Genomic DNA, 15,954 nt, shown 5'->3' on the forward strand with positions numbered 1-15,954 from the left:
CCTTCCGGGCAGGTGCGAGGGCTGCGGCCGCGTCCCGCGCACGGAAGGGCCGGGAACGCAGATTAGGCTAACCTAACCTAACTCCCGTGCCCAGGCGCCGGAATCAGGCCATGAACCCCGCCTCCCGGTACGCCCGCGCGGCGCCCGGGTGCAGCGGCGCCGGGACGTTCCGCCACGCCGTGGCGGGATTGAACCCCGCCAGCGACGGGTGTACGCCGGGCAGCCCGCCGAGGGCGCCGAGCAGCAGCCGGGTCAGCGCGTACGCCGTGCCGTCCGCCAGCTCCGCGGAGACCACCAGGACGGTCTCGGCGAAGCACGTCGCCACGTCCCCGGTGTGCAGGCCCGGATACGTACCGGCAGGGATCGCGCCCGGGGCGCAGCCGTAGCGGCGGGTGAGGTGGGCCCGGAGCCCGGCCGGCAGCGGGGCGAGTTCGGCGCGCCGGCCGCCGCAGGCCGCGGCGGCGATGCTCGGCGCGGGCAGCGTCGTCGCGCCGAAGACGTAGTCGACCTCGCCCGCGTGCAGCGCGCGGACCAGTGCGTCGTAGCCGTCGAGGAGCACCCGGCCGCCGCGGGCGCGGACATCGTCGTACGTGGCGCCGTAGTGGGCGACGACGGCTCGGAACATCAGCTCGTCCGTGGTGTCGGCGGGCGGTGCGCCGAACCGGCCGGCGCGCGGCCCGGCGATCGCCTCGCCGAGCCCGGCACCGGCGTCCGCGGCGCACAGCAGGTTGTACGGCAGCGCCGACCAGCCGGTGCCGAGCACCCGCAGCCCGGCCATGGGGGCGTCGAAGGGCGGGCCGCCGTTGTACGCCGCGGCCACCACGACGTCCGTGCTCATGCCCAGGTGGCCCGCGCCGTCCCGGATCCGGATCAGGTTCTCCCGCCCGCCGCCGGCGGCCAGGGTCAGGCGCAGCGCCGGGTCGCGGCCGTCGAGGAGCCGGATGAGACCGCCGGTCATCTCGTACCAGCCGTCGCCGGGGTTGCCGCCCAGCCAGGTCAACTCCCGGGGCGCCGCGGGCCCGTGCGTCTGCTCCGTACGGTCGGCCATGTGCGTCCGCCTCTCCCGTGAGGTGGTTCACGAACCGGATCAGTCCGACAATAAGCCGTCGGATGAAGGTACGTTCCCATAATCTGGTGCCCCGTCGACGCGGACGGGAACGAGGAGCTGCCGCATGAGCCAGGGGTGGGAGGGGCGCTCCCGGCGCGACCGGGTCGTGACGGAGTACGTGGGCGCCGCGCTGCGGCGGCGCTTCCGGCCCGCTTTCCTGCGGCTGACGTACCCCGCGCCCGTCGACGAGCAGCAGCCGGTGACCCTCGTGCTCGGGCCGCGCGGCAGCGGCAAGAGCACCCTCCTGCGGCACTTACGGACCGCGTGGGACGACGTACCCGCGTCCCTCCAGGACGTTGCCGTGCACCGGCAGCGCGGCGCCACCTGCTTCGACGTCCTCGCCGAGGTGGTCTTCGACCTGCACGCCCGCAAGCGCGGCTGGCCCCGGCTCACCTTCCCCTCCTTCGGCGTCCAGGCCGTCGCGATACGCGCCGACGTGCCGCTGGACAGCCGGAAGGCGGCGGCCCGCGCCATGGTCAGCGCCCTCGCGCCGGCCCCGGCGGACAGCGGAGACGGCGCGTTCCTCAACCGGCTGGTGGAGGCGGCCGGGATGCTGGGCGTACCGGCGCTGCTGCGGGCGCCCCTGCTGCTCGTACCGGGCGGCAGGCGGGCCCTCGCGCTCGGGCTCGCGCGGCTGCGCCTGGGCCGGGCGCTGCGCGACTCGCGCCACCGCAGCTACCTGGACTACCTGGTCGACCTGAAGAAGCGGTTCCACGACCCGGCCACCCGCCGCGGTGCGGAACAGGACCTCGCCCGCGCGTTCCTGGACGACCTCTGCCGCGCGTACGGGCGCGGGCACGCCGCCCGCGTCCACGACACCCGCTGCCTCGTGCTCCTCGACAACGCGGAACACCAGCTCGGCGGCGACCTGCTGGAGCTGCTGCTCGACGCCCGGCAGGACCGGGAGGAGGGCCCCGGCGCGCAGCCGCGGCGGCCGGGGGCGCCGGAGGAGCCCACCGGACGCACCGACCCGCTCGTCGTCCTCGCCGCCGCGGCCGCGTACCCCAAGGCGCTGAAGAAGCCGGCGCTCGGCTACAAGCCGCAGCCCGGCCGGTATCCCGGCTGGTGGGACCCCGACGACCCCGCCTTCCGGCCCAAGCGGCTCGCGCCCGGGCTCTGCGTCGGCCAACTGCGCGACCTGCGGCGCGACGAGGTGGAGGCGCAGGCGCTCGAAGTGCTGCGCGCCGACGGCACGGCGGCGGAGTCCGCCGCAGAGGGCGACGGCGGCGGTGGCGGTGGCGCCGGCGAACTCCTGCCCGACGCCGGCGTGAAGTGGCTCGGCTGGGCCGCGTACGAGGTGACCCGCGGCCACCCCCTCGCCACCCGCCACCTCTTCGACGAACTCCTCGCCACCGACGACCGCCAGCCGTGGGAGACCCGCATCCAGCGCGCGCTCGCCCCCGACTCGCCCCTCGTCACCGCCCTGCTGGAGCGCCTGCTGCCCCGGGACGCACGCGAGACCGGACTGTGGGACGCCCTGCCGCGCTGCGCCGCCGCCACCGACCTCGCCCGCGCCGTCGCCGCCGGACCGCTCTGGGCGGAGGGCGGGACTGCCCTGCGCAACGCCGTCGGCGCGTTCTCCGGCGATGTCCTGCAGACCATGCACGTACGCACCCGCGACAGCGCCGCCGACGGCCCGCTCCAGACCCTCCACCCGCTGCTGCGGCTCCTCCTGCTGCGCCGCCTGGAGGCCACCGGCGGCTGGCGGCACGCGCACGAGGCCCTGCGGCTGGACGCCGCGGAGCGCGGGCTGCCGGAGATCGAGGCGTACCACCGGCTCGCGCTGGAGGACCTGCACGCCGCCGCCCGCTTCCTCAACGACCGCTTCGGCGGCGCGGACACCGTCCGCTGGTGCCGCCTCCTCGTCCGGCTGCGCCGCGCGCCCGTACGCGCCCGGATCCACGCGCACGCCCCGCAGGCCGACTCGCCGCAGCAGCGGTACGAGGGACTGCTCGGCTTCCTCAGCACCGACGAGGTCGAGAGCCGCGAGCGCACCGTGACCCGGCTGCTGGTGGCGAGCTGGATGGCGCCCGAGCCCGCCGAGTCGCCCGAGACCGACCATGTCGGCGATCCGTACCGCAATCCGCTCGCAGACCCCTACGGCCAGCTCTACGGCGAGATCAACGCCCGCTTCATGACGCTGGCGTACGGGCCCTTCGGCGGCGGCACCCCCGCGCTGCTCGACCAGGCGCGGCAGTACGAGGAGAAGCCCGGTGAGTGACAGGCGGCTGGGGCGCGGCGGCACGACGCCCTGGGGAGCGGTGGTGCTCGTGGCCCTCGTCGCGGTCGCCGCGCTGGCCTGGTTCCTGCCGAAGACGCTGGGCGGCGACGAGAAGTGCGCCGCCGGGGTGGTGCGGCTGGGCGGCGAGTGCGTGGGCATCACCGACGGCGCGTACTCCTTCGACGGGGAACTGGACGAGGTCACCCGGCGGATCCGCGCGGAGAACGAGCGCGTCGAGGCTTCCGGCGCCGCGTCGGTGAGCATCGCGTACGTCGAGTCCATGACCCACGGCGCGGACGGCCGCCGCGGCGGCGAACGGGCCGACGACCGCGACCCGGCCGTCGTCCGGCAGGCGCTGGAGGGCGCGTACCTCGCCCAGCGGGCGCACAACCGGCTCGACGCCGAGGACCCGCGCGCCGACGAGGGCCCCTCGCCCAAGGTGCGGCTGCTGCTCGCGAACACCGGGGAGGGCGGGGCGCACTACGAGCGGGTCGTACGCGACCTGGAGGGGCTGGCGCGCGGTGACGAGCGTCTGGTCGCCGTCACCGGCCTCGGCCAGAGCGTCGACTCCACCGTCGCGACGGTGGAGCGGCTGCGCCGCGCCGGGATACCCATGGTCGGCGCGACCGTCGCCGCCGACGAACTCGCCCGCAAGGACCCCGACTTCTTCCGCGTCTCCCAGCCCACCGCGCAGCAGGCCGCCATCGCCGCCCGCGAGCTGGCCGGGCGGCAGCGCGCGGACCCCGGCTACCGCGTCGACGTCGTCAAGGACGTCAAGGAGGGGGACACGTACAACAAGTCGCTGCGCGACGGCTTCGAGAAGGCCGCCGCCGCGCGCGGGGTACGGCTCGCCACCGCCGACGGCTACTCCTTCGAGTCCGGCCGCACCTCGACGGCCAGCGCGCTGACGTACATCGCCGACCAGGTCTGCCGCGCCAGGGAGGAGCTGGACGCCGTGTACTTCGCCGCGCGCGGGCGCGCCCTGCGGCAGTTCGTCCAGGCCCTCGGGGAGCAGCCCGGCTGCACCCTGGCGGTGGTGTCGGGATCCAGCGCACTCGGCCTGTACTTCGACTCGCCCGACCTGCGGCGCTGGGGCGCCCAGGGGTTGCGCATCCGGTACACGGCCTACGCGCACCCGAAGGCCGGCGACCCCGCCGCCCTCGCGGACTTCGCCGACCGCTACTGCGCCGACTTCCGCCCCGGCGCCCGGCGCGGCGCCTGCGCGGCGGGCGACGGGCCGCTGCAGAGCGGGCAGGCGATCATGGGGCACGACGCGATGCTGGCGCTGGTCAAGGCCGTGGAGTTCGCCACGGGGCCGGACGGCGGCGACCCCGTGGACGCGGGCGCGGTACGGCAGATGCTGCTGCAACTCGGCACCACGAAGGAGGTACGGGGCCTCAGCGGGCCCATCGGCTTCGACGCGTACGGGAACCCGAAGGGCCGGCCGATGGCGTACGTCGAGCTGCAGTGGCGGTCCGGCTTCCGGTACGTGCACAAGGCGCGGCTCTGGCCGTGAGCGCCGGGTGCGCTGCCGACGGTGTCAGGCCGTGGGCGGCAGGCCCAGTTCGCGGGCGATCAGCATGCGCTGTACCTCGCTCGTGCCCTCGCCGATCTCCAGGATCTTGGAGTCCCGCCACATCCGCGCCACCGGGTACTCGTTCATGAACCCGTAACCGCCGTGGATCTGCGTGGCCTCGCGCGCGTTGTCCACCGCCACCGTCGAGGTGTGCAGCTTCGCCAGCGCCGCGGCCTTCTTGAACGGCTCGCCGTGCACCAGCCGCGACGCCGCGTCCCGCCAGGAGAGGCGGGCGGTGTGGGCGCGCAGCTCCATGTCGGCCAGCTTGAACTGGATGGCCTGGTTGGCGCCGATGGGCCGGCCGAAGGCGTGGCGCTGCTCCGCGTACGCCAGCGACTCGTCCACGCAGCCCTGCGCGAGACCGGTGGCGAGCGCGGCGATGGCGATGCGGCCCTCGTCCAGGATGCGCAGGAACTGGGCGTAGCCGCGGCCGCGTTCGCCCAGCAGGTTCGCGGCCGGGACGCGGACGTCGGAGAAGGACAGCTCGCGGGTGTCGGAGGCGTTCCAGCCGACCTTGGAGTACGGGGCGGCGACCGTGAAGCCGGGGGTGCCGGACGGCACGATGATCGCCGAGATCTCCGGCTTGCCCGACTCGCTCCTGCCGGTGACCGCCGTGACGGTGACCAGTCTTGTGATGTCCGTACCGGAGTTGGTGATGAAGCACTTCGTGCCGTTGATCACCCACTCGCCGGTCGCCTCGTCCAGGCGGGCCGTGGTCCGCGTACCGCCCGCGTCCGAGCCGCACTCCGGCTCCGTCAGCCCGAACGCGCCCAGCATCTCGCCGGTGCACAGCTTCGGCAGCCAGGTGCGCTTCTGCTCCTCCGTACCGAAGTGGTAAATGGGCATCGCGCCCAGCGAGCAGGCCGCCTCCAGGGTGATCGCCACCGAGGAGTCGACGCGGGCCAGCTCCTCCAGCACGACGCCGAGCGCCAGGTAGTCGCCGCCCATGCCGCCGTACTCCTCCGGGAACGGCAGCCCGAACAGGCCCATGCGGCCCATCTCGCGCACGATGTCGTACGGGAACTCGTGCCGCTCGTAGTAGTCGCCGATCTTCGGCGCCACCACGTCGTGCGCGAACTCCTCGATGGTGCGGCGGAGCTGCTCCAGCTCGGGGGAGAGGCGGTGGTCGAGGCTGGGCGTCATCGGGGTCACTCCTTGTGGGAGAGGGCGGTCACGGTGCGGGACGGGCTCGGGCGGCCGAGGCGGTCGGCCATCCAGACGCTGGTGGCGACGAGCGCGTCGAGGTCGACGCCGGTCTCGACGCCGAGCCCCTGCAGCATCCACACGAGGTCTTCGGTGGCGAGGTTGCCGGTCGCGCTCCTGGCGAACGGGCAGCCGCCGAGACCGCCTGCGGAGGCGTCGACGGTGGTGACGCCGTGCTGCAGCGCGGCGAGGGTGTTGGCCAGGGCCTGGCCGTACGTGTCGTGGAAGTGGACGCCGAGGCGGTCGACGGGGATGCCGTCCTCGGCGAGGGCGTCGAGCAGCGCGGTGACGTGGCCGGGGGTGGCGACGCCGATGGTGTCGCCGAGGCTCAGCTCGTCGCAGCCCATGCCGGCGAGCGCGCGGGCGGTCCGTACCACCTGGGGGAGGGGGACCTGGCCCTCCCACGGGTCGCCGAAGCACATCGAGAGATAGCCGCGGACGTGCAGGCCGTCGTTCTTGGCCTGCGCGACGACGGGAGCGAACATCTCAAGCGACTCGTCCACGGTGCGGTTGAGGTTGCGGCGGGCGAAGGTCTCGGTGGCGCTGGCGAAGACGGCGACGCGGCGGGCACCGAGGGTGGTGGCGCGCTCCAGGCCGCGGATGTTGGGGACGAGGACGGGGAGGTCGACGGCGCCTTTGGCGGTGAGGCCGGCGAGGCGGGGGTACAGGTCCTCGGCGTCGGCGAGCTGGGGGACCCACTTGGGGTGCACGAAGCTGGTCGCCTCGACGGTGGTGAGACCGGCGGCGGCGAGGCGGTGCACGAACGCGGCCTTGACGTCGGTGGGGACGGTGGCCTTCTCGTTCTGGAGGCCGTCGCGGGGGCCGACTTCGTGGATACGGACCCGGGCGGGCAGCCCGGCGGCGGGCACGCGCATGGGGAGGGGCTGGGGTGTCATCGCGGATCCTCCTGTCCGTCGCTCTGTCCGTCGCTCTGTCCGTCGTCCTGTCCGTCGTCCGGTACGACCAGGGCGAGCACCTGGTCCATGGCCACGGTCCCGCCGGCGACGACGTCCAGCTCGGCGACGGTGCCGGCGTGCGGGGCGGCGATGACGTGCTCCATCTTCATCGCCTCGACGACGAGCAGACTCTGCCCGGCGGCGACCCGGTCGCCCACGGCGGCCTTGACGACGGTCACGGTCCCGGGCATGGGCGCGGTGAGCGCGTCGGCCCCGGCGACGAGGGCACCGCCGCGGAGGGCGGCTTCGACGGGGTCGTGGTCGAGGAGATGCCAGACGTCGCCGTCGCGGCCGAGCCAGATCCCGCCGGGGGAGGCGGCGATGCTGAACCGGTGGGTGACACCGTCGAGTTCGAAGGTGACGGAGGAGTCGTCGGCGTGCGCGAGGCGGGCGGCGCGAAGGGGGTGTTCCCCGACCCCGCCCCTTCCCGAAACCCGGGGGCTCCGCCCCCGGGACCCTCCGCGGGGCTCCGCGCCCGCACCCCCGCGGGCCTGCGCCCCTTCGCCCTCGGCTTCGCCGCCCGCCGGGGCGGACACCGACGCTGCGCCCGGTGCCGCGTCCACCGAGCCACCCGGGATCCCCGGGCTTGCGCCGAAGGCGCGGTCCGGGGTCTGGGGCGTAGCCGCGTGCGGGGTCCGGGGCGTAGCCCCGGTGCAGATCTCCGCCGCCGACGTCAGGCCCCGGACCCGTACCTCCACCGGGTCCCGGCCCGCCCCGCGGAACCACCGCGTCGTCCAGGCCGGGGGGCCGCCCGGGCGCCAGCCCGACGGGTCCGCGAAGGGGTCCGTCCAGCCCGCCGGGCCCGTAGCGCGGCGGGATGCCGACTCCAGGGCCGACTGCGCCAGCAGGGCCGCCGCCGCGTACGCCTCCGGTGGCACCGGGGCCGCCGCCAGGCTCGCGCCCGTGCGGTCCACCAGGCCCGTGTCCAGGTCGCCCGACGCCACCGCCGGGTGCGCCAGCAGGCGGCGGAGGAAGCCCGTGTTGGTGTCCAGGCCCAGCACCACCGTCTCCGCCAGCGCCGCCCGCAGCCTCCGCAGCGCCGCGTCCCGGTCAGGGCCCCACGCGACGACCTTCGCCAGCATCGGGTCGTACGCCGTGCCGACCTCCGTGCCCTCCAGCAGCCCCGAGTCGACCCGCACCCCCGGCCCCGACGGCTCGCGCAGCAGCCGGACGCGGCCCGCCGAGGGCAGGAAGTCGACCCGCTCGCCGCCCTCCGCCACCCGCGCCGTCTCCGCGTAGATCCGCGCCTCCACCGCGTGCCCCTTCAGCGGCACATCCGCGGACGTGAAGGTCAGTTGCTCCCCGGCGGCCACCCGGAGCTGCCACTCCACCAGGTCGAGCCCCGTCACCAGCTCCGTGACCGGATGCTCGACCTGCAGCCGTGTGTTCATCTCCATGAAGTAGTACGCGACCGGGCCCCCGCCGCCGCCCGGCACGATGAACTCCACCGTCCCCGCGCCCGCATATCCGCACGACCGCGCCGCCTCCACCGCCGCCGCGCCCATCGCCGCCCGCGTCGCCTCGTCCAGCAGCGGCGACGGCGCCTCCTCGACGATCTTCTGATGCCGGCGCTGCAGCGAGCACTCCCGCTCCGCGAGGTGCACCACGTTCCCGTGGCCGTCCGCCAGCACCTGGATCTCGATGTGCCGCGGCCGGTCGATCCACCGCTCCACCAGCAGCGTGTCGTCGCCGAACGAGCCCCGCGCCTCGCGCCGCGCTCCCGCGATCTCATCCGCCAGCGCGCCCTCGTCCCGTACGAGCCGCATGCCCTTGCCGCCGCCGCCCGCCGAGGGCTTCAGCAGCACCGGCATACCGATCTTCCGCGCCGCCGCCGCCAGTTCCGCGTCCGACAGGCCGCTGCCCGTCGAGCCCGGCACCACCGGCACGCCCGCCGCCCGTACCGTCTCCTTCGCGCGGATCTTGTCGCCCATCAGCTCGATCGCGTCCGCCGGCGGGCCGACGAAGACCAGCCCCGCCGCCGTGCAGGCCCGCGCGAACTCCGCGTTCTCGGCGAGGAACCCGTACCCCGGGTGCACCGCCTCCGCGCCCGTCTCGCGCGCCGCGCGCAGCAGTTCGCCGGCCGACAGATAGCTCTCGATCCGCACGGCCGTGTCCGCCTCGCGGACGTGCCGCGCGTCCGCGTCCGCGTCGGTGAAGACCGCCGCGGAGCGGATGCCGAGCGCCCGCAGCGTACGGATGACCCGTACCGCGATCTCACCCCGGTTGGCCAGCAGCACCGTCTCGAACATCGCCACCCTCCCCCTCACATCCGGAAGACGCCGAAGCCCTGCGCGGCGCCGTCCCTGGCGGGCAGCGGCGCGTGGGCGCAGGCGGTCAGCGCGAGCCCGAGCACCCGGCGGGTGTCGAGCGGGTCGATGACGCCGTCGTCCCAGAGGCGGGCGGTCGCGTAGTAGGCGTTGCCCTGCGTCTCGTACTGCTCCCGGATGGGCGCCTTGAACTCCGTCTCCGCCGCCGCCGGCCACTCCTCGCCGCGCGCCTCCAACTGGTCGCGCTTGACGGTCGCGAGGACCGACGCCGCCTGCTCGCCGCCCATGACGGAGATCTTCGCGTTGGGCCACATCCACAGGAAACGGGGGGAGTAGGCCCGGCCGCACATCGAGTAGTTCCCGGCGCCGTACGAGCCGCCGATGACGACGGTCAGCTTCGGCACCCGGGTGCAGGCCACGGCGGTCACCATCTTGGCGCCGTGCTTGGCGATGCCGCCGGCCTCGTAGCTGCGGCCGACCATGAACCCCGAGATGTTCTGCAGGAACAGCAGCGGGATGCCGCGCTGGTCGCACAGCTCGATGAAGTGGGCGCCCTTCTGGGCGGACTCGGAGAACAGGATGCCGTTGTTGGCGACGATGCCGACGGCGTGGCCGTGGATGCGGGCGAAGCCGGTGACCAGCGTCGTGCCGTACTCGGCCTTGAACTCCTGGAAGCGCGAGCCGTCGACCACCCGCGCGATGACCTCGCGCACGTCGTACGGCGTCCGGGAGTCGACCGGCACGACGCCGTAGAGGCCGGCGGGGTCGTGCTTGGGTTCCACCGCGGCGCGTACGGACCAGGGTGGCGGGCCGGGTTCCGGGAGGGTGTCGACGATGCCGCGGACGATGCGCAGCGCGTGCGGGTCGTCCTCGGCGAGGTGGTCGGTGACGCCGGAGGTGCGCGCGTGCACCTCGCCGCCGCCCAGCTCCTCGGCGGTGACGACCTCGCCGGTGGCGGCCTTCACCAGGGGCGGGCCGCCGAGGAAGATCGTGCCCTGGTTGCGGACGATGACCGCCTCGTCGCTCATCGCCGGGACGTACGCGCCGCCCGCGGTGCAGGAGCCGAGGACGGCGGCGATCTGCGGGATGCCGGCGCCGGACATGCGGGCCTGGTTGTAGAAGATCCGGCCGAAGTGCTCGCGGTCGGGGAAGACCTCGTCCTGCATGGGCAGGAAGGCGCCGCCGGAGTCGACGAGGTAGACGCAGGGCAGCCGGTTCTCCAGGGCGATCTCCTGGGCGCGCAGGTGCTTCTTGACCGTCATCGGGTAGTACGTGCCGCCCTTGACGGTGGCGTCGTTGGCGATGACGACGCAGGCCCGGCCGCTGACCCGGCCGATGCCGGCGATGACGCCGGCGGCGGGCGCGGCGCCGCCGTACATCCCGTCGGCGGCGAGCGGGGCCAGCTCCAGGAACGGCGAACCGGGGTCGAGCAGGCCGTCGACGCGGTCGCGGGGGAGCAGCTTGCCGCGGGCGGTGTGCCGGGCGCGGGCCTTCTCGCCGCCGCCGGCGCGGGCGGCGGCGAGCTTGTCGTACAGCTCGGCGGCGAGCGCGCGGTGCGCCGCCTCGTTGGTCCGCCAGGCGGCGCCGGCCGGGCCTGCGGGGTCCGCGGCGGTCGTCAGCACGGGTGCGTGGTCCACGGGGGCGCGCCCTTCCCTAGATGAGCCCGTACGGCCGTACGGGCCGACAAGCAGGTTAGCTGTCGTTAACCCCGTGTGCCCAAGGTTAACGCTCACTAACCGGGCTGTCTACAATGGACCGTATGAGCACCGAGGCCCCCGCCCCCACCAGACGTGAGCAGATCCTGAAGGAGGCCGCGCGCCTCTTCGCGGACCGCGGCTTCCACGGGGTCGGCGTGGACGAGATAGGCGCGGCGGTCGGCATCAGCGGACCTGGTCTCTACCGGCACTTCGCGGGCAAGGACGCCATGCTCGCGGAGCTGCTGGTCGGCATCAGCGAGCGGCTGCTGGAGGCCGGCCGCGCGCGGGCGGAGGTGCGCGGGGCCGGCCCGGACGCGCCGCTGGACGCGCTGATCACCGGGCACATCGACTTCGCGCTCGACGACCGCCCGCTGATCACCCTGCACGACCGCGAGCTGGACCGGCTGCGGGACGAGGACCGCAAGCTGGTACGCCAGTTGCAGCGGCAGTACGTCGAGCTGTGGGTCGACGTCGTACGGGAGGTCTACCCGACGCTGACCGAGGGTGCGGCCCGTACCGCGGTGCACGCGGTCTTCGGCCTCCTCAACTCCACCCCCCACCTCGGCGCCCGCGGCACCCTCCCCGACCGCACCGCCACCGCCGCCCTCCTCCACCGCCTGGCCCGCGGCGCCTTCGCGGCGGCCCCGCAGCCGTAGCGGTGGCCGGAGCCGTCACCGGTGCAGTGCGTCGGGTTGTGACGGCCGCCGCAGGGGCGTGGCCTGGACAGCCGTGGTGACCCGCAGGTAACTTCGTCTGCGAGGCGCTGAGCAAGCGCTTAGTCGGCGAGGCCCGGGAGGCGAGGACCATGCGGCGGACGGTGTTCAACGAGGACCACGAGGCGTTCCGCGAGACGATCCGCGACTTCATCGCCGCCGAGGTCGTGCCGTACTACCACGACTGGATGGAGGCCGGCGCCGTCCCCCGCGAGCTGTACAAGAAGCTCGGCGAGCTGGGGGTCTTCGGCATCGAGGTGCCCGAGGAGTACGGCGGGGCCGGGGAGCACAGCTTCAAGTTCAACGCCGTCATCAGCGAGGAGTGCGCCCGCGCCGGCGTCTCCTTCGGCGGCTCCTCCGTCCACACCGCGCTCTGCCTGCCGTACCTGCTCAAGTACGGCAGCGAGGAGCAGAAGCGCCGCTGGCTGCCCGCCTTCGTCTCCGGCGACATGATGACCGCCATCGCCATGACCGAGCCCGGCACGGGCTCCGACCTCGCCGGCATGAAGACCACCGCGAAGCTCTCCGGTGACGGCACGCACTACGTGCTCAACGGCGCCAAGACCTTCATCACCGGCGGCGTCCAGGCCGACCGCGTCCTCGTCTGCGCCCGCACCGCGCCGCCGGCGCCCGAGGACCGCCGCGGCGGCATCTCCATCCTCGTCGTCGACACCTCCTCCGCCGGCTACGCGGTCGGGCGCAAGCTCGACAAGCTGGGGCTGAAGTCCTCCGACACCGCGGAGCTGAGCTTCACCGACGTCAAGGTGCCCGTCGGCGACCTGCTGGGCGAGGAGGGCCAGGCGTTCACGTACCTGACCCACAACCTCCCGCAGGAGCGCCTCGGCATCGCCGTCGGCGCGTACGCCCAGGCCGCCGCGGCCGTGCGGTTCGCGGTGGAGTACGTCAAGGAGCGCACCGTCTTCGGCCGGACGGTGGCGGAGTTCCAGAACACCAAGTTCGTCCTCGCCGACTGCAAGGCCGAGGCCGACGCCATGGAGGCGTACGTCGACCGCGCGCTGGAGGCGCACGACGCGGGCGACCTGAGCGTCGCCGACGCCGCCGCCGTCAAGCTCTTCTGCACCGAGCGCGCGGCCGTCGTCATCGACAAGTGCCTGCAACTGCACGGCGGCTACGGCTACATGAACGAGTACCCCATCTCCCGCCTCTACGCCGACACCCGCGTCACCCGCATCTACGGCGGCACCAGCGAGGTCATGCGCTCCATCGTCGCCAAGTCGATGGGCCTGTAGGGCCGCGGGCTCTGCGAGACTCGCCCCATGGACGACGCCGCACTCACCGCACTGGTCGACCTGCTGGACCTGGAGCAGATCGAGCAGGACATCTACCGCGGCCACTCCCGCGCCGCCGTCGTCCCGCGCGTCTTCGGCGGGCAGGTCGCCGCGCAGGCGCTGGTCGCCGCAGGCCGCACCGTGCCCGCCGACCGGCCGCCGCACTCGCTGCACGCCTACTTCCTGCGCCCCGGCGACCCCGGCGCGCCCCTCGTCTACACCGTCGACCGCATCCGCGACGGCCGCTCCTTCACCACCCGCCGCGTGGTCGCCGTCCAGCACGGCCAGCCGATCTTCAACCTGTCGGCGTCGTTCCAGCTCCACGAGGAGGGCCTGGAGCACCAGGTGCCCATGCCGCCGGCGCCCGACCCCGAGACGCTGCCCACCGCCGAGGAGGCGATGCCGCGTTACGCGGTCAACTTCCTCGACCCCGCCCTCGCGCGCCGGCTGCTGGAGGCGCGCGCGGCGGTCGACCTGCGGTACGCCGAGCCGCCGCCGTGGGGCGGCGAGGCCGGGGTGCCGCGGGAGCCGCGCTCGCAGGTGTGGTTCCGTACGAACGGCAAGCTCGCCGGCGCCATCGACACCCCGCTGCTGCACGTCTGCCTGATGACGTACGTCTCGGACATGACCCTGCTCGACTCCGTGCTGCTGGCGCACGGCCGCGGCGGCTGGGCCGTCGGCGACGTCGTGGGCGCGAGCCTGGACCACGCGATGTGGTTCCACCGGCCGTTCCGGGCGGACGAGTGGCTGCTGTACGACCAGGAGTCGCCGACGTCGCAGGGCGGGCGGGGGCTGAGTACGGGGCGGATCTTCACCCGCGACGGGCGGCTGGCGGCGTCGGTGATCCAGGAGGGCGTGATCCGCGTCCCGCGGACCTGACGGGCGTACGGCGCCGTCCGGCCCGGGTGCGGTACGGACCGGGTGGGCGTACGGACCGGGTGGGCGTACGGATCGGGTGGGCGTACGGACCGGGTGGGCGTACGGACCGGGCGCCGCGGCTCTACGTGGGCCCTGCCTGCCCCCGCTACGGCAGCTCCAGCCCCGCCGCCTCCAGCAGGTACGCCGTCATCAGCGCGTACGCCCCCGGATCCGTGACGTGGTCGTCCATCGGCACCGCCACCGCGAGCGTGCCCTCCGCCTCGCCGAGGAACAGCGCCGGGTCGTTGCAGTCCGCGTAGCCCACTGCGTGCACGCCGCGCTGCGCCGCGCCGCCCGCCCAGCCGTGGTCGGCGACCACCAGGTCGGGCAGCGGCTCGCCGGCCCGCTCCAGCGCGTCGAGGATCTGCCGCACCGGCTGCGGCGCGTGCGTGTGCCACAGCGTCGCGCCCCGCTCCAGCACGGCCACGTCGCAGAACTGCTGGACGTTGCCGTACGTCCCGTCGTCGCCCTCGCCCGTCCGCAGCCCCGGCGGCACGGTGACGATGTCGCAGCCCGCCGCGCGCAGCGCCGCCGCCGTCCTGCTGTGCACCTCCAGCAGCCCGCCGGGGTGGCCCGTCGCCAGCAGCACCCGCTGCCGGCCCTCGGCGGCCTTGCGCAGCTCGGCCGCCATCCGGTCCAGGCCGTCCACGGTCAGCTCGGGGTCGATCCGGTCCTGGCCCTGGGTGTGCGCGGGGTCGGCGACGACGCCGACGCGCTCGGCCATGACGGCCAGCACGTCCCGCTCGTCGGTCCAGCGGTCGCCGAGGTCGAGGCCGAGCCAGAAGCGCAGGTTGCCCTGGCTGAGCTCGCGGTAGTGGCGCAGGTTCCCCTCGCGGGGCGTGGCGACGTCGCCCGCGATCCGGGTGCGTACGAGGTGGTCGGCGAGGGCGGGGCGGCTGGGTGCGTCAGGCAGGGACATGAGGGCCATGGTGTCATTGTCACCCGGACACATGTGCGGGGGCGCAAGTGTCCACTCTGTACAGCGGCCGCCGTGCTGCCCTGCGCTTATCGTCGAAGGCATGAGCAGCACCGGCACCCCTCGCGGCCCCGTCGACTCCTCCCGCGTCCCGCGCTACGCGGGCCCCGCCACCTTCGCGCGGCTGCCCCGCCTGGACCAGGTGGCGCGTACGGACGTCGCCGTCGTCGGCGTCCCCTTCGACAGCGGCGTCTCCTACCGTCCCGGCGCCCGCTTCGGCGGCAACGCGATCCGCGAGGCGTCCCGGCTGCTGCGGCCGTACAACCCGGCGCAGGACGCCGCGCCCTTCACGCTGGCCCAGGTCGCGGACGCGGGCGACATCGCCGTCAACCCGTTCGACATCGGCGAGGCGGTGGCCACCGTCGAGGGCGCGGCGGACGAACTGCTCGCCACCGGCGCCCGGCTGATGACGCTGGGCGGCGACCACACCATCGCGCTGCCGCTGCTGCGGGCCGTCGCCCGCCGGCACGGGCCGGTCGCGCTGCTGCACTTCGACGCGCACCTGGACACCTGGGACACCTACTTCGGCGCCGCGTACACCCACGGCACGCCGTTCCGGCGCGCGGTGGAGGAGGGCGTGGTCGACACCGCGGCGCTCTCGCACGTCGGCATCCGCGGGCCGCTCTACGGGCGCAAGGACCTGGACGACGACGAGAAGCTGGGCTTCGGCATCGTCACCTCGGCGGACGTGATGCGCCGCGGCGTGGACGAGGTCACCGACCAGTTGCGGCAGCGGATCGGGGACCGGCCGCTGTACGTGTCCGTCGACATCGACGTCCTGGACCCGGCGCACGCCCCGGGCACCGGCACCCCGGAGGCCGGCGGGCTCACTTCGCGCGAGCTGCTGGAGATCCTGCGCGGGCTGGCGGGCTGCCGGCTGGTCTCCGCGGACCTGGTGGAGGTGGCGCCGGCGTACGACCACGCCGAGATCACGTCGGTGGCGGCGTCCCACACGGCGTACGAGCTGACGACGCTGATGGCGCGGCAGATCGCCGCTGAGCGGGACGCGGGCTAGAGCACCACGGACCAG

The 15,954-nt window shown here is 74.4% G+C and carries 12 protein-coding genes; 6 read left to right on the plus strand and 6 right to left on the minus strand.

What is annotated here, in order from left to right:
* Nucleotides 1-103 precede the first annotated feature (103 nt).
* Nucleotides 104-1,048 carry a TAXI family TRAP transporter solute-binding subunit gene (locus CXR04_RS24290; RefSeq protein ID WP_101424403.1) on the minus strand — a complete coding sequence of 315 codons (945 nt, stop codon included), beginning with the start codon at nt 1,046-1,048 and terminating at the stop codon, nt 104-106.
* Nucleotides 1,049-1,172: 124 nt separating this feature from the next.
* Between CXR04_RS24290 and CXR04_RS24295 the strand changes: the two genes are divergently transcribed.
* Together CXR04_RS24295 and CXR04_RS24300 are read left to right on the plus strand one after the other, a co-directional pair.
* On the plus strand, nt 1,173-3,329 hold the full coding sequence (locus CXR04_RS24295; RefSeq protein WP_101424404.1) for an ATP-binding protein: 2,157 nt from the start codon (nt 1,173-1,175) through the stop codon (nt 3,327-3,329).
* Nucleotides 3,322-4,845: an ABC transporter substrate-binding protein gene (locus tag CXR04_RS24300; protein ID WP_234380459.1), complete on the plus strand. Its 1,524-nt coding sequence runs from the start codon at nt 3,322-3,324 to the stop codon at nt 4,843-4,845. Before CXR04_RS24295 ends, CXR04_RS24300 begins: the two co-directional genes overlap by 8 nt.
* A 24-nt stretch (nt 4,846-4,869) precedes the next feature.
* Here CXR04_RS24300 and CXR04_RS24305 read toward each other — a convergent pair whose 3' ends face one another.
* The 4 genes from CXR04_RS24305 to CXR04_RS24320 are packed head-to-tail and all read right to left on the minus strand — an operon-like array spanning nt 4,870 to nt 10,968.
* Nucleotides 4,870-6,048, minus strand: coding sequence for an acyl-CoA dehydrogenase family protein (locus CXR04_RS24305; protein WP_101424405.1), 1,179 nt, complete (start codon nt 6,046-6,048; stop codon nt 4,870-4,872).
* A gap of 5 nt (nt 6,049-6,053) precedes the next feature.
* Nucleotides 6,054-7,004 (minus strand): hydroxymethylglutaryl-CoA lyase, encoded by a 951-nt coding sequence (locus tag CXR04_RS24310; RefSeq protein ID WP_101424406.1) that lies wholly within the window; start codon nt 7,002-7,004, stop codon nt 6,054-6,056.
* A complete protein-coding gene (locus CXR04_RS24315; RefSeq protein ID WP_101424407.1) occupies nt 7,001-9,313 on the minus strand; it encodes an acetyl/propionyl/methylcrotonyl-CoA carboxylase subunit alpha in 2,313 nt (770 codons plus the stop codon). The genes CXR04_RS24310 and CXR04_RS24315 overlap by 4 nt, the downstream gene beginning before the upstream one ends.
* Before the next feature lie 14 nt (nt 9,314-9,327).
* Nucleotides 9,328-10,968 (minus strand): carboxyl transferase domain-containing protein, encoded by a 1,641-nt coding sequence (locus CXR04_RS24320; RefSeq protein ID WP_101424408.1) that lies wholly within the window; start codon nt 10,966-10,968, stop codon nt 9,328-9,330.
* Between the two features lie 122 nt (nt 10,969-11,090).
* On the opposite strand from CXR04_RS24320, the gene CXR04_RS24325 reads away from it, so the two are divergent.
* The 3 genes from CXR04_RS24325 to CXR04_RS24335 all read left to right on the plus strand — a co-directional run bounded on the left by CXR04_RS24325 (nt 11,091) and on the right by CXR04_RS24335 (nt 13,909).
* A complete protein-coding gene (locus tag CXR04_RS24325; RefSeq protein ID WP_101424409.1) occupies nt 11,091-11,684 on the plus strand; it encodes an SACE_7040 family transcriptional regulator in 594 nt (197 codons plus the stop codon).
* 149 nt (nt 11,685-11,833) lie between these two features.
* Entirely contained in the window at nt 11,834-12,991 is a 1,158-nt protein-coding gene (locus CXR04_RS24330) for an acyl-CoA dehydrogenase family protein (protein ID WP_101424410.1), read from the plus strand.
* Between the two features lie 27 nt (nt 12,992-13,018).
* On the plus strand, nt 13,019-13,909 hold the full coding sequence (locus CXR04_RS24335) for an acyl-CoA thioesterase (protein ID WP_101424411.1): 891 nt from the start codon (nt 13,019-13,021) through the stop codon (nt 13,907-13,909).
* 145 nt (nt 13,910-14,054) lie between these two features.
* On the opposite strand, the gene CXR04_RS24340 is transcribed toward CXR04_RS24335, so the two are convergent.
* Nucleotides 14,055-14,876 (minus strand): phosphatase, encoded by an 822-nt coding sequence (locus CXR04_RS24340; protein WP_101424412.1) that lies wholly within the window; start codon nt 14,874-14,876, stop codon nt 14,055-14,057.
* Between the two features lie 91 nt (nt 14,877-14,967).
* On the opposite strand from CXR04_RS24340, the gene speB reads away from it, so the two are divergent.
* On the plus strand, nt 14,968-15,939 hold the full coding sequence (speB, locus tag CXR04_RS24345; RefSeq protein WP_101424413.1) for an agmatinase: 972 nt from the start codon (nt 14,968-14,970) through the stop codon (nt 15,937-15,939).
* Nucleotides 15,940-15,954: the final 15 nt, after the last annotated feature.

The organism is Streptomyces sp. CMB-StM0423 (assembly GCF_002847285.1).
Lineage (GTDB): Bacteria > Actinomycetota > Actinomycetes > Streptomycetales > Streptomycetaceae > Streptomyces.

What these genes read in the sequence shown, in the direction of transcription:
- CXR04_RS24290 (WP_101424403.1), bottom strand. Translation starts at nt 1,048, where the DNA reads ATGGCCGACCGTACGGAGCAGACGCACGGGCCCGCGGCGCCCCGGGAG.
- CXR04_RS24295 (WP_101424404.1), top strand. Translation starts at nt 1,173, where the DNA reads ATGAGCCAGGGGTGGGAGGGGCGCTCCCGGCGCGACCGGGTCGTGACG.
- CXR04_RS24305 (WP_101424405.1), bottom strand. Translation starts at nt 6,048, where the DNA reads ATGACGCCCAGCCTCGACCACCGCCTCTCCCCCGAGCTGGAGCAGCTC.
- CXR04_RS24310 (WP_101424406.1), bottom strand. Translation starts at nt 7,004, where the DNA reads ATGACACCCCAGCCCCTCCCCATGCGCGTGCCCGCCGCCGGGCTGCCC.
- CXR04_RS24315 (WP_101424407.1), bottom strand. Translation starts at nt 9,313, where the DNA reads ATGTTCGAGACGGTGCTGCTGGCCAACCGGGGTGAGATCGCGGTACGG.
- CXR04_RS24325 (WP_101424409.1), top strand. Translation starts at nt 11,091, where the DNA reads ATGAGCACCGAGGCCCCCGCCCCCACCAGACGTGAGCAGATCCTGAAG.
- CXR04_RS24330 (WP_101424410.1), top strand. Translation starts at nt 11,834, where the DNA reads ATGCGGCGGACGGTGTTCAACGAGGACCACGAGGCGTTCCGCGAGACG.
- CXR04_RS24335 (WP_101424411.1), top strand. Translation starts at nt 13,019, where the DNA reads ATGGACGACGCCGCACTCACCGCACTGGTCGACCTGCTGGACCTGGAG.
- CXR04_RS24340 (WP_101424412.1), bottom strand. Translation starts at nt 14,876, where the DNA reads ATGGCCCTCATGTCCCTGCCTGACGCACCCAGCCGCCCCGCCCTCGCC.
- speB (WP_101424413.1), top strand. Translation starts at nt 14,968, where the DNA reads ATGAGCAGCACCGGCACCCCTCGCGGCCCCGTCGACTCCTCCCGCGTC.